Origin of the sequence: Pedobacter sp. KACC 23697, assembly GCF_045348445.1 — a bacterium.
Classification (GTDB): Bacteria; Bacteroidota; Bacteroidia; order Sphingobacteriales; family Sphingobacteriaceae; genus Pedobacter.
Window position 1 is genome coordinate 1,610,734 of record NZ_CP157485.1, and the last position, 13,268, is coordinate 1,624,001.

10 protein-coding genes are annotated in these 13,268 nt (G+C 39.3%); 7 read left to right on the forward strand and 3 right to left on the reverse strand.

Annotation, left to right across the window (positions count from 1 at the left end):
* The first annotated feature begins 5 nt into the window (after positions 1-5).
* Positions 6-980: a type IX secretion system membrane protein PorP/SprF gene (locus ABEG20_RS06090; protein ID WP_406826496.1), complete on the forward strand. Its 975-nt coding sequence runs from the start codon at positions 6-8 to the stop codon at positions 978-980.
* 109 nt (positions 981-1,089) lie between these two features.
* The gene (locus tag ABEG20_RS06095) at positions 1,090-1,737 is read left to right on the forward strand and encodes a response regulator transcription factor (RefSeq protein ID WP_265853082.1); all 648 of its coding nucleotides are present in this window, start codon (positions 1,090-1,092) and stop codon (positions 1,735-1,737) included.
* 28 nt (positions 1,738-1,765) lie between these two features.
* Here ABEG20_RS06095 and ABEG20_RS06100 read toward each other — a convergent pair whose 3' ends face one another.
* Positions 1,766-1,951 carry a hypothetical protein gene (locus ABEG20_RS06100; RefSeq protein WP_406826497.1) on the reverse strand — a complete coding sequence of 62 codons (186 nt, stop codon included), beginning with the start codon at positions 1,949-1,951 and terminating at the stop codon, positions 1,766-1,768.
* 419 nt (positions 1,952-2,370) lie between these two features.
* Here ABEG20_RS06100 and ABEG20_RS06105 point away from each other — a divergent pair, with 419 nt between their 5' ends.
* The 5 genes from ABEG20_RS06105 (at position 2,371) to ABEG20_RS06125 (ending at position 10,389) form a co-directional block, all read left to right on the forward strand.
* Complete coding sequence (locus ABEG20_RS06105; protein ID WP_406826498.1) at positions 2,371-4,332, forward strand: OmpA family protein; 1,962 nt, start codon at positions 2,371-2,373, stop codon at positions 4,330-4,332.
* 373 nt (positions 4,333-4,705) lie between these two features.
* Positions 4,706-6,022, forward strand: a complete 1,317-nt coding sequence (dinB, locus tag ABEG20_RS06110) for a DNA polymerase IV (RefSeq protein ID WP_406826499.1) — start codon at positions 4,706-4,708, stop codon at positions 6,020-6,022.
* Between the two features lie 3 nt (positions 6,023-6,025).
* On the forward strand, positions 6,026-9,043 hold the full coding sequence (gene dnaE, locus ABEG20_RS06115) for a DNA polymerase III subunit alpha (protein ID WP_406826500.1): 3,018 nt from the start codon (positions 6,026-6,028) through the stop codon (positions 9,041-9,043).
* A gap of 15 nt (positions 9,044-9,058) precedes the next feature.
* Positions 9,059-9,634: a hypothetical protein gene (locus ABEG20_RS06120; RefSeq protein WP_406826501.1), complete on the forward strand. Its 576-nt coding sequence runs from the start codon at positions 9,059-9,061 to the stop codon at positions 9,632-9,634.
* Between the two features lie 245 nt (positions 9,635-9,879).
* Positions 9,880-10,389: a YdeI/OmpD-associated family protein gene (locus ABEG20_RS06125; protein WP_406826502.1), complete on the forward strand. Its 510-nt coding sequence runs from the start codon at positions 9,880-9,882 to the stop codon at positions 10,387-10,389.
* A gap of 60 nt (positions 10,390-10,449) precedes the next feature.
* On the opposite strand, the gene ABEG20_RS06130 is transcribed toward ABEG20_RS06125, so the two are convergent.
* Both ABEG20_RS06130 and ABEG20_RS06135 read right to left on the reverse strand, forming a co-directional pair.
* Positions 10,450-11,226: a polyprenol monophosphomannose synthase gene (locus ABEG20_RS06130; RefSeq protein WP_406826503.1), complete on the reverse strand. Its 777-nt coding sequence runs from the start codon at positions 11,224-11,226 to the stop codon at positions 10,450-10,452.
* A gap of 499 nt (positions 11,227-11,725) precedes the next feature.
* Positions 11,726-13,207, reverse strand: a complete 1,482-nt coding sequence (locus ABEG20_RS06135) for a peptide MFS transporter (RefSeq protein ID WP_406826504.1) — start codon at positions 13,205-13,207, stop codon at positions 11,726-11,728.
* Positions 13,208-13,268: the final 61 nt, after the last annotated feature.

Genomic DNA, 13,268 nt, shown 5'->3' on the forward strand with positions numbered 1-13,268 from the left:
AAGATATGATGAAGAAACTAATCGTATTATTAGCAGGTTCGTTTTTGCTGTTTTCGCGGCCCGTATCTGCACAACAGGATGCACAGTATAGCCAATATATGTTCAACGGGATCTATATCAACCCGGCTTATGCGGGTTATAAAGAAGTGCTGAATGTGCACAGTTTTTACCGGAGCCAGTGGACAGGCATTACCGGAGCACCGAGAAGCATGTCGCTGGCAGTAGATGCCATTGCCAACAGCGGCAACGTGGGCTTGGCCCTTCAGGTGGCCAGTGATAAACTGGGTGCACAAACGAACCTGAGCATTTATGGTAACTATGCTTACCGTATCCGGATGAACGATGATGGGAGTTCAAGACTGGCATTAGGCCTTGGTGTGGGCATGGTGCAGTTGGGCATAGATGGCTCGCTGTTAAATCCGAACAACCCTGAACCCAACCAGCCTGTAGGTATGCAGAGTACCATTGTGCCGGATGCCAGGGCAGGGGTTTATTTTGCAAACGATAAATATTATGCTGGTTTCTCGGCCGATAACCTGATCGCCACCTATATCAATATCGACCGTTATGCTTTTATTCCACAGCCCAAACCCCATTATTACCTAACCGCAGGTGCCTTGTTTCCGCTCTCTGAAGATTTTCAGGTAAAACCATCGTTCCTTTTGAAAGACGACCGTGGCGGACCGACGAGTTTGGATCTGAATGCCTTTCTGATGATCAAAGATTTTATCTGGGTTGGCGGTTCGTACCGCACTGGTGTAAAACTGTATGATAAAAGCTACCTTCAGCGCGATCTGACACCTCGGAACTCTGCTGTAGCAGCGATACAGATTTTTCCATCTGAAAAGCTAAGGATTGGGTATGGTTATGATTTTTCAATTGGCCCTTTACAGGGTTACAGCAGCGGCACACATGAGATTTCCATCGCTTACTCGTTCATCAAACAAAATATAAGATTGGCAACGCCAAGGGTGTTTTAACAAAATTTTTAAAATATGTATAATAATATTTACACATTTTAAAGAAAAATTCACTACAATTGCGTAGAAAAAATAACTTTTTATTAACTTGCATGATATCCTTAATATAATGAAAACAAAAAATGCCGTAAGCACTTTTACAGTGCTCATCGCCGATGATCACGAGATCATTCGCCGTGGTTTAAAAGGTTTAATATCAGACTTCTGGCCTGGTGTTGAAATCATTCACGCGTCAACCCTTGAACAGGCTCTTGTCGAAGTAGAAAAATCACCTAGCTTAATCATCATTGATGTAAACTTGCCTGGAGGTAACAACCTTAAGGTAATAGATCAGATTAAATTGGTTCAGCCCAATGCTAAAATTCTTGTATTTTCTTCTCTGAATGAGAATATTTATGCTGTACCATATTTAAAATCAGGTGCTTCTGGTTACTTAACCAAAAATGCCGAGGAATCAGAAATCGTCACTGCAATTACTACCATTCTTGCTGGTAGCCGCTATTCGAGCAGAAATGTTAAAGAAAATATGTTCAACAGCATATTGGGTAACGATGCCGATAATCCTTTTACTAAGCTTTCGGGCAGAGAACTTGAAGTGGCTGAACTTTTAACAAAAGGTATCGGTGTATTGGAAATTTCCAATCAGTTAAATCTTCAGATGGGTACAGTAAGTACATATAAGCTTAGACTTTTTCAAAAACTCAAAATAAAAAGTATTATAGAACTGGCTGAAAAGATGAGTATCTATGAAAGATAAAAAGAGTGTAATACTCTTTTTATCTTTTCTAAGCTTTTTTGTTTTTATTTACAGTGCCAGGTCCACTTTCTCCTGATTCATTAGGGGTAGAGCCGGCCTGGCCAAATTGATCTGAAGCACCATCCCCATTCTGATCAAAGGAAGCCTTTTCTTTTGAGCTTCCTTTACTTTTGTGCGTTTTCTCAGCTGTATTTTTATTATCTTTCGTTTTCATATTAATCATGTTTATTATTTAATCAACATGATTAAGCAGCCAAAGTTTTATTTAATTGCCCGGAAAAAAAATAAAGACACTGACTTAATAAATTCGGTTTGCTTAAAATGCATCAATCAGTTGCACTAAATATTTCTTATATACTGTTTCTGTATACCAACTGTATGATAAAAGCTATGTGCAGCGCGATCTTACTCCGCGTAATTCTGCTGTGGCAGCGATGCCGGTTTTTCCATCTGAAAAGCTTAGGATTGGTTATGATTACGATTTCTAAATTGGTCCTTTACAGGGCTGCAGCAGCGGAAATTAGAAGATTTCCATTGCTGATTTATTTATTAAACAAAATACAAAATTGCTGCGCCCAGGGTATTTTAAATTAACTATATTTTGTATTTTTGACCAACTATCCAAACAACGCGATGAATAAAATTTTAACAGGTATTTGCCTGTCTGCATTCGGTTTATGTGCAGTCAGTTTTTCGGCAAATGCCCAGTATGTACTAAAAGATGCTGATAAGGAATACGAACTATTTAATTACAGCAAGGCAATAGATTTATACGAACAAGCCTATAAAAAGAAAGAAACTTTACATGCCGCAGAACGTTTAGCAAATGCTTACGCGTTAGTGTATAATTATAAACAGGCAGAAAGCTGGTATGCCATTACCACTAAAATGCCTGGCAGCAGCACGGATAATATCTTACGTTATGCCAAAGCTTTACAACAAAATTCCAAATATAGCGAAGCAAAGGTTCAATACTTAAATTACATTGATAAAAAGAAGGATGTATCAGAAAAGCAGCAGGCCATTTGGATTGCATCTTGTGATTCTGCTTTAAAATGGATTAAAAATCCAAAGAAAATTGAACTCTTCAACCAAAAAACTTTAAATAGCCCGCAATCCGATTGGGGTGCCGTTAAATATGAAAAAGGAGTTGTCTTTACCTCAGACAGATCAAATAGTAAACTACACGTTTCAGAAAACAGACCTTTTTTAAAATTCGACGGATCCAGGGAACCCGATAAAAAAGTATACGGCTGGACCGGTAACGGATACCTTAAACTGTACTTCAAGTCATCATCAAACGATAGTCTTCAGCTATTTCCCATAAAAGCAGGTACCAGGTACCACGTTGGTTCGGCAAGCTTTACAGCCGATGGTAATACCATGTATTTTACGTTAACCCGTATTACCGACGAACTGGAGCGATTAAAAAAACGGCCAACAACTGTTAATGTAGAGATTTTTAGCAGTACAAAAGGTAGCGATGGTGTTTGGGGCGAACCGGTTTCATTTGCTTATAATAATGTAAATGCTTATTCTGTAGGTGATCCTTTTATTACTACCGATGGAAATAGCCTTTATTTTGCTTCGAACATGCCAGGTGGGTTAGGTGGAACCGATATTTATGTTTGCCTGAAAACAGATGCGGGTGATTGGGGCAAACCCATTAACCTGAAAGAAGTAAATACCGAAGGCAATGAACGCAGTCCGGTTTTTGACGAAAAGGACAATTTCTACTTTTCGAGCGATGGCAGGGTTGGCATGGGAGGATTGGATGTATACCAGGCTTTAAGAGAAAGTGGCAGCATTGGCCAGATCGAAAATATGGGCTATCCTTTCAACTCTCCACAGGATGATTTTGGCTTTAGTTTAAATGAAAAAGGTGGTATTGTTTATCTTTCTTCTAACCGCGAGGGTGGTTTGGGTAGCGATGATATCTATACCATCGATCAGAAAATGATCCTGTCTTTCAAACTAGAAGGCAGGGTGTTTGATAAAGGCAACAACCAGCCCATTACAGGGGCATTAGTAACCCTGGCAAAAGTAAACGGTACTATTTTAAAAACTGAAACTGATGAAAATGGCGCGTATCGATTTAATTTATCAAAAGAATCTGAATACAACGTATCAGCAGAAAAAACAAATTACAGATCCGATGTAGAAAACCTGGCCACTATTGGCTTAACAACTTCAGGTGTACTAACGCAAAACCTGTATTTAGAGCCTATTGTGATAAATAAAGCAATAAAGCTCGAAAATATTTATTACGATTTCGATAAATGGAACATCCGTGCAGATGCTGCGATAGAATTAGATAAACTGGTTAAAATCATGACTGATAACCCGACCATCTGGATTGAATTAGGATCGCATACAGATAGCAGGGGTAAGGATGCTTACAACCTGAACCTCTCACAAAAAAGAGCCGAATCAGCTGTAGCCTATATCATTTCGAGGGGTATTGATAAAAACCGCATTACGGCTAAAGGTTATGGCGAAACCCGGCTATTAAACAAATGCGGCAATGGAGTAGCCTGTAGCGAGGAAGAACATCAGCTAAACAGAAGAACAGAATTCAAAATTGTAAAGCAGTAAGCAAAATTTAAGATTTACCATATAGCTAATTTTTTAATATTTGCCTCCGATGAAAATCGGAGGCATTTTTTTTAGGATTGCGCAACACCCACTTTCTGTCATTCTGAACGCATTAAAGAATCTTCCAAATGATTACGATAAGTTTGCCAGTCCAGGCGAAGTTTACTTCTATTTCCGTGGTTCGTTCCCTCAAGCACCACCGCTATCGGTTATTCGATTACCGTAATGTTTAAATAGATGCTTTATGTATCAATCATTTTAATGTGTTTAGCTAAAATAATTAGTATTAATTAACAACCGGCATCTCTAATATTTTTATTAAAACTAAAAATATTAGTATTTTTGATTTTCAATCATCCTTATAAAAAAGAAAATGGATAAAGACAGGCAGATTATTCATATGGATCAGGATGCATTTTTTGTATCTGTAGAAATCAGAAAAAATCCTAAGCTATCGGGTAAACCGGTAATTATTGGTGGTGGTGGAGATAGAGGTGTAGTGGCTTCCTGTAGTTACGAAGCACGTCAGTACGGTATACACTCTGCAATGCCCGGCAGAACGGCAAAATTACTATGCCCCCAGGCTATATTTTTAAAAGGCGATATGGAAGAATATTCCAAAGCATCGCATGATATTACCGAAATTATTGCGGATAAAGTCCCGCTTTTTGAAAAAGCCAGTATTGACGAACATTATATTGATATGACGGGTATGGATCGCTTTTTTGGCTGCATGAAATTCGCTTCAGAACTGAGGCAAACCATTATGAAAGAGATGCAGCTGCCTATTTCTTTCGGCTTATCGATCAATAAAACCGTAGCCAAAATAGCCACGAATGAGTCTAAGCCTGATGGCGAACGGCAGGTTACCTTTCCGGAGTTGCGGCCTTTTCTCGATCCTTTGGCCATCCATAAAATTCCGGGTATTGGCCATGCTACCTATAAAAAATTAAGCGAAATGGGGGTACGTAATATCCTTACGCTTACGCAGATCCCTCAACAGCTGATGTTTAAGATTTTGGGACAGCATGGCTTAAGTTTGTGGCAAAAAGCAAACGGAATTGATCTTTCGCCCGTGGTGCCGTACCGCGAGCGAAAATCAATTGGTACACAGGCCACTTTCGAAAGTGATACCATGGATATGGCAAAATTAAAGGCCATTATAACCGGAATGGTTAGCGGATTAACCTTTCAGTTGCGTAATCAGAAAAAACTTACGGCCTGTATTACTGTAACTGTGCGTTACACCAATTTCGAAACCGTTACCCAGCAGGAGCGGATTCCGTATACCTCGCTCGATTCATTTCTGATCAGCAAAGCACATAGCCTGTTCGAAAAAGTATATTCAAAACGGATGCTGTTGCGGTTGGTAGGCGTAAAACTTTCGCATCTGGTGAGTGGTTACGAACAGATTGGCCTTTATAATATCGCTGAAGAAGAGTATAGTCTTTGCCAGGCTATGGATAAGGTGCGTAACAGCTATGGTGCCGAAGCAGTGGTAAAAGCCTGCATTGTTACCCAGCCACCCCGTGATGAAAAAGGAAAAGTGATCAAATACAATCCCCGTAAAAAGAAAATACTGATCGAAAATACCGAAGAAGCAGGAAAAGATCCTGACGTGAGAAAACGCTCCAAAATCAGGAGTTTTATGAGCGAAAAAGGAACAACTGGAACCAAATCTTACGAATAAGTTATGTTTTTGAATGTGCATTCTTCTTACAGCTTAAAATATGGTACGCAAAGCATTAACCAGCTTATTGCTACTGCAAGGCGTTTGGGTATCCATCAAATGGTGCTTACCGATATCAATAACTCAACCGGTGCAATAGAGTTTATTCGCGAATGTTATAGACAAGGTGTTGCCAAAGAAGCCGACGAGATACACAAGGGCAATATTCCCTATCAAATTAAGCCTGCAGCGGGTATCGAATTCCGGATTGGCAATAGGTTACTATATGTAGGCATTGCCAAAAACAGGGAAGGCATGCGAGAGCTCAATACGTTTTTAAGTTACCATAATATCGGTAACATTCCACTGCCGGAAATTCCGCCAGTGATGGAAAACGTATATATCATTTATCCCTTTCAAAAGTCTTTTAATCCAGTATTAAAGGCAAATGAATATATAGGGATCCGTGGAAAACAGCTAAATCTCTTGTATAAACATCCACTTTTAAATCAAAAAGAAAAGCTGCTGGTGTGGCACCCCGTTACGGTAGCCGACAAAATTACTTATCGCCTGCACGAATATTTAAGGGCTATCGAACTTAATACCCTTTTAAGTAAAGTAGCTGACGAGCATAAATGCGATCCCGATGAATTTCTGATTCCCGAGGCTGAACTTACGCAGCAGTTTGAACAATACCCTTTTATTGTTCAAAATACCCAAAAGCTTATAAACAGTTGCGATTTAAGTGCCTATTTTGAAGATAGCGCGATACCCAGCTCAAAAAACAAGTTTCATTACACCAAAACAGGTGTAGAAGGCGATAAAAAAATGCTCCGCAGGTTGGCCATACTAGGACTGAAATATCGCTATGGCGAAAACAATGAAGAGGCCCTTAAACGGTTAGAAAAAGAACTTCGTATTATCGAACTAAAAAACTTCTGCGCTTATTTCCTTATCACATTCGATATTGTTAGGTATGCCATGAATAAATGTGGTTTTTACCACGTTGGCCGTGGTTCGGGCGCCAATAGTATTGTAGCCTATTGCTTGCGCATTACTGATGTAGATCCGATTGATCTCGATCTGTATTTCGAACGTTTTCTACACGAAAAACGGACCAGTCCACCTGATTTTGATATCGATTTTTCTTGGGATGAAAGAGAAATCATACAAACGTACATTTTTAAGCGCTATCCCAAATGGCATGTTGCTTTTTTGGGTACCATGAGCACCTTTAAAGATCGGGCAATTATCAGGGAAATTGGTAAGGTTTTAGGTTTGCCAAAAGGCGAAATAGACAGTTTTACCGACCCTGCAAAGGAGCGCGAAAATTTACTTAATGCCACTTACCAAAAGTTATTGGCGGTGCACCAATACGTGAAAAGTATGCCCAATCAACGTTCTATTCATGCTGGTGGGATTTTGATTTCTCAAGATCCGATCACTTATTACACTGCTTTGGATATGCCGCCAAAGGGCTTTCCAACAGTACAATGGGATATGTATGAAGCAGAAGCCATAGGTTACGAAAAGTTTGATATTTTAAGTCAGCGGGGCATTGGGCATATCCGCGAGGCGGTGCAGCTGATTAAAAAAAACAAGGGTAAAGATATCGACATTCATGATTTTAAAAGTTTTAAAAAGGATTATAAACTGAACGGTATGCTCAAAGAAGGACAACCCATCGGGTGTTTTTACATCGAATCGCCGGCTATGCGGCAATTGCTTAAAAAGCTGAAATGTGATAATTACCTTACCCTGGTGGCTGCGAGTTCTATTATCCGCCCCGGCGTGGCCAGTTCAGGCATGATGAAATCGTACATTGAGCGTTACCATGCGCCCGATAAGGTGGTGTACCTCTGTGAAGTGATGAAAGAGCGGCTCAGCGAAACTTATGGAGTAATGGTTTACCAGGAAGATGTGATCAAAGTATGTCATTATTTTGCAGGTTTGGATCTGGCTGATGCCGATATTCTGCGTAAAGCCATGAGCGGAAAATACCGTTCAAAACTGGCTTTTGATGAGCTGGTGAATAAATTTTTTGCCTCAGCCAGAAAAGAAGGACACTCAGAGGAGCTTATTACCGAAGTTTGGCGGCAGATTTCCTCTTTTGCCGGTTACAGTTTTTCCAAAGCACATTCCGCTTCATTTGCCGTTGAAAGTTACCAGAGCCTTTACCTTAAAACCTATTACCCCATGGAGTTTATGGTGGCCGTATTAAATAACTATGGCGGTTTTTACAGTCGCTGGGTTTACGTGCATGAATTGCAGAAAACAGGAGCAAGGGTGCATTTACCCTGTGTTAACCAAAGTGATGAAGTGGTGAATATAAAAGGTGAAGATGCCTATCTCGGCTTTATTGCCATTCAGGGCCTGGAAGAAAAAATCATTAAAATGATTCCACAGGAACGTGCGGCAAATGGTTTTTATCTTAATCTCGAAGATTTCGTGAAACGGACCTGCATATCATTAGAGCAAGCCATTATTTTGATCCGGCTTGGTGCACTACGGTTTACTGGCAAAGATCGTAAAACCCTGCTGTGGGATGTGCACAATTACCTGGGTTTTAAACAGAAAAAAATAAACCATGCCGAACTTTTTAAATTAAGTTATAAAACCTATCAGCTCCCTGCTCTGGCAGATTCTGAATTGGAAAATGCTTACACGGAGTTGGAGTTACTGGGGTACCCGCTCAATTATAAAATGTTCGATTTTCTGAAAACCCCTTATCGCGGCGATATTATGGCAGCCGATATGCACAAATATTTAGGTAAAACAGTAAGAATGGTCGGTAATTATGTATGCGAAAAAACGGTACATACCATTAAACAGACCAAAATGTGGTTCGGCACTTTTTTAGATGCCAAAGGCGATTTTTTTGATACCACCCATTTCCCGAATACGACTCCCATGTATCCTTTTAAAGGAAAAGGCTGTTACCTGATTTTGGGTAAGGTAGTAGAAGATTTTGGTTTCCAGAGCATTGAGGTGTTAAAGTTCGCCAAATTAGATATTCAGATGAATCCAGTAGCAATGAACTAAAAATTAAATGACGATATGAGTTTGAGGTTGGCGAAAGATTGGTATTCAGTAGTGATTTACCCCGAGGCAAAAATGATTGATCAGGTTGCTGACTTGAAAACGCAACTGGCCAACAGGATTGGCTGGTATCCCAGCAGGAATTCGATAGCACATATTACGGTTACTGCGTTTACGGCAGACCAATATGAACTGACTTTTTACATCAAACAGATTGAAAAATTTTGTTATACCCAAAAACAGCAGAAAGTTGGTTTTGATCAGCTAAGTTTCTCGAAATTTAGCCAGGCTGCTGTTTTGCTGCCAGATGAATCGTCCAAACCTTATTTAAAAGATCTTTTGCGAAGGCTGAGGAAGCAGCTCAAAACAAGCTATACCATACATGGCAGTAGTGCACATATCTCAATTGGCCGCAAACTAAGTTCAATGCAGATAGACCAGGCTGAAAATCTTTTCGGCAGTATTAATTTAAGGTTTAATTGCGACACGGTTGCCCTTCGTAAATTCATTGAAACTAAAGGACAGTTTGAAGTAATTAAGACCTTTAGGTTTTTAGAAAATCCTTTAAATAATGCTCAATATTTACCATTTTAATTGATTTTTTTAAAATCATGAGCCGAATAAGTTTGCTAATCGGCTCATGATTTGGCTTTTTTTTGAGCCGAATAAAATTTTGTAACTGTTGACATGATGTTTTCTACCCAGGTTTGAAAGTAGAAATAATTATTTTTTATCTGTCTTGTATTTCCGCTTGCGCGCATTTCTAACGCGTGCATAAATAGCTTAACAATTACATCGTTTAACAGCATTTCTTCAACATAATTTCTATATTTAAACTCATGATCCACTTCAAAGCAGAAATAGAACGTTTCGAAACTATGGGCGAAAAAACCGGCTGGAGTTATGTGTTTATTCCGGCTGCTTTAGCCAATGAAATTAAGCCCGATTGTAAAAAAAGTTTCCGCGTAAAAGGAAAGATAGATCAGTTGGATATTAACGGCATGGCAGTTATGCCAATGGGAGCGGGCGATTTTATTATTGCCTTAAAGGGCGAAGTGCGTAAAAAATTAAAAAAAGAAGCCGGAGCAAGGGTTGAACTTTATTTAGAAGAAGATCAGGATTTTAAAATTGAAATGCCCGAAGATCTTGAAATCTGCCTGTCAGAAGAAGCACATTTAATCCAAAATTTTTTAAAACAGCCTAAATCGCACCAAAACTATTATATCAACTGGATTAACCAGGCTAAAACTGAATCTACCCGTACCAAAAGAATCGTAATGACGGTTAAAGCAATGGATAAGGGGCAGGATTTTGGAACGATGATCAGAGAATCTCAAGGGAAGTCCTAATTATTAGTCTTAAGTCCTTAGTCCTTAGTCGGAAGTGGAATACAACTAGGCAATGTGAATTTAAGACTTTGGATTCTGGACTCCCGACTTCCGACTCCCGACTACTGACTCCTTTTTATAACTCCTAAACCAACTCGAAACTTTCATCTGGATTACACCTAAAAAAGCTTCTCTGAAGATGCGGGTGCTCATTTTTGATGTTCCTTCGGTACGATCGGTGAAGATGATGGGAACTTCCGCAACCTTAAAACCAAATTTAATGGCAGTAAATTTCATTTCGATCTGAAATGCGTAACCAACAAACTTAATTTTGTTTAGTGGGATGGTTTCAAGCACAATTCTTCGGTAACATTTAAAGCCTGCTGTAGCATCCTGGATATTGATCCGGGTAATGATGCGTACGTACATTGATGCGAAATACGACATTAAAACCCTGCCCATTGGCCAGTTTACTACATTTACGCCTTTAACATATCTGGAACCAATGGCTACATCTGCACCATTTACACAGGCTTCACGTAATCGTGGTAAATCCTCCGGGTTATGGGAAAAATCGGCATCCATCTCAAAAATATAAGCATAACTGTGCCGTAATGCCCAATTAAAACCATAAATGTATGCTGTACCCAGGCCTTGTTTACCTGCACGCTCTTCAATAAATAAATGCCCCTCGTATTCTTTTTGTAATGATTTTACAATTTCAGCAGTTCCATCAGGTGAGCCATCATCAATAATTAAAACATGAAAAGGCTGGGTTAAAGAAAAAACCTTTCTAATGATTTTTTCGATGTTTTCCTTCTCGTTGTAGGTGGGAATGATGACTAAACTATCTGACACGTGTAATATAATTATTTTTGTAGGTGTATGCTGTACTTATTTATGCCGGGTAACTGCTTTAATGTGCGAAAGTAAATATTTAATATGAAACCTTTATGAATTTTCATTGAATTACACGTGATTTGCACCCGCGGTTGTCATCCTGAATTTGTTTCATCATCTATTTTAGTGCCGTTATTCCTCAATCTATACAAACTTTATTGTTTCCCGCTGATTTCGGAGAGCTGGCACAGCATTAGATTTCAAGTCACTAAACCATTGTTTCTAAACCCGGTCGGCTTGTAAAGCCCGGAGCGCGAAGCATAAGGGCTGGGATTTGAAACAGAGAGCGGGAGAGCAGACCGCCAGGAACAGATGTCTTTTCATTTCCAGATCTTAAAGTACATTTTACTTTCTTATTAAAGTATCTGTAGGCAGTCTGCATATAACCGAAAGACTATTCGTTTTATATCTTTATGATAAAAAGATTCCTCACTGCGTTCAGAATGACAAAGTGCTTTTATCTCACTTCCTGCATTAACCTCTTAACCAGCTGCGAAAAAACAATCAATGCCAAACCTGCAATTAAAGAATATAAAGCCAATGCTTTATAGCCTTCTGTATAAGCCATTAATTTAGTTGGCAGCGAAGCATTATCTATACTCGACATTTCTGCGCCTAGTTTTCCGGCAGCCAATTGCCCAAAAGCACTTGATAAAAACCAAAGGCCCATCATCATGCCGAACATTTTCTTGGGTGATAGTTTTGTAATGATCGACATCCCTATCGGGCCTAAACAGAGTTCGCCTAGCGTCAATAACAAATAGGCTAATGTAAATACATTTAGGGAGCTAATGCCCTGCGCATTGGCAAAGAACCTGGTAGCATAAAATACGTAAAAACTTAAAGCCAGCAAAATGAAACCAATTCCAAATTTTACCACGGTATTCGGTTCAATTTTACGCTTATATAGACCTAGCCATAAAATGCCCACAATCGGGCTAAAAACAATAACAAAAAACGAGTTTACGCTATTGTTCACCACATTCGGGTCGATATTGAAAAATAGGATTTTATGATCCAGGTTATCTTTTGCAAATAATGATAGCGAACCGCCACTCTGCTCGGATATGGCCATAAAAATGAAGTAGCAGAAGATAAAAACAAAAGCGGCCAATAATTTATACTGTGCTTTTTTATCGTTTATGTTAAAGGTCTCGTACAAGAAATAAACCAAGGCAATAATGCCGATGGTATACATAAAATAGTCAGTAAAATCGGTGTTTTTGACCATGATATAAATCAGCGGAATACACAATACCGAACCTGCATAAACGGCCATTTCCCATAGCTGCTGTTTTGATTTTTTAAGGTGCAGCAATGGAGAACTGCCAATCGGGCCAAGGTGTTTTTTAGTGAAAATGAACGTACCCAAACCGAACATCATCACTAATGCGGCCGATAAGAAACACAAATGCCAGTTGTAATATTTTCCGAGGTAGATACACATCGCACCACCCAATAAGCCACCAACATTAATACCCGCATAAAAAAGCCCATATCCTGCATCTCTGCGGTTGTCTGTCTCATGGTATAATTCGCCAACCATTGATGAAACATTGGGTTTGAAGAAACCGGTTCCTATAATAGATAAGGTAATGCCTATATAAAATAAATCATGCGGTGAGAACGCCAGAATAAGGTTTCCGATAATCATTAAAGTTCCACCCCAAAATAAAGACTTTCTGAAGCCTAAAATTTTATCGGCAAAAATGCCACCTATAAAGGTAAAAGCATAAACAAAAGCCTGTATAGCGCCATACTGCAGGTTCGATTTTTGGTCGCTTAAACCTAGTTGTTCTACCATAAAGAAAGCCAGCACACCGCGCATGCCGTAAAAGCAGAAACGCTCCCACATTTCTACCAGTGATAAATGCCAGAGCTGTTTCGGGTATTTGCCTTCAAAATTCTGAATTTCCGCTATTGAAACTGTTTTTTCCATTAAATAGGTTTAAAAATGAAAAGCCCGACAAATATCGGGCTTTTGGGTAAAAGTATTTTTG

What these genes read in the sequence shown, in the direction of transcription:
- ABEG20_RS06090 (WP_406826496.1), top strand. Translation starts at nt 6, where the DNA reads ATGATGAAGAAACTAATCGTATTATTAGCAGGTTCGTTTTTGCTGTTT.
- ABEG20_RS06095 (WP_265853082.1), top strand. Translation starts at nt 1,090, where the DNA reads ATGAAAACAAAAAATGCCGTAAGCACTTTTACAGTGCTCATCGCCGAT.
- ABEG20_RS06100 (WP_406826497.1), bottom strand. Translation starts at nt 1,951, where the DNA reads ATGAAAACGAAAGATAATAAAAATACAGCTGAGAAAACGCACAAAAGT.
- ABEG20_RS06105 (WP_406826498.1), top strand. Translation starts at nt 2,371, where the DNA reads ATGAATAAAATTTTAACAGGTATTTGCCTGTCTGCATTCGGTTTATGT.
- dinB (WP_406826499.1), top strand. Translation starts at nt 4,706, where the DNA reads ATGGATAAAGACAGGCAGATTATTCATATGGATCAGGATGCATTTTTT.
- dnaE (WP_406826500.1), top strand. Translation starts at nt 6,026, where the DNA reads ATGTTTTTGAATGTGCATTCTTCTTACAGCTTAAAATATGGTACGCAA.
- ABEG20_RS06120 (WP_406826501.1), top strand. Translation starts at nt 9,059, where the DNA reads ATGAGTTTGAGGTTGGCGAAAGATTGGTATTCAGTAGTGATTTACCCC.
- ABEG20_RS06125 (WP_406826502.1), top strand. Translation starts at nt 9,880, where the DNA reads ATGATCCACTTCAAAGCAGAAATAGAACGTTTCGAAACTATGGGCGAA.
- ABEG20_RS06135 (WP_406826504.1), bottom strand. Translation starts at nt 13,207, where the DNA reads ATGGAAAAAACAGTTTCAATAGCGGAAATTCAGAATTTTGAAGGCAAA.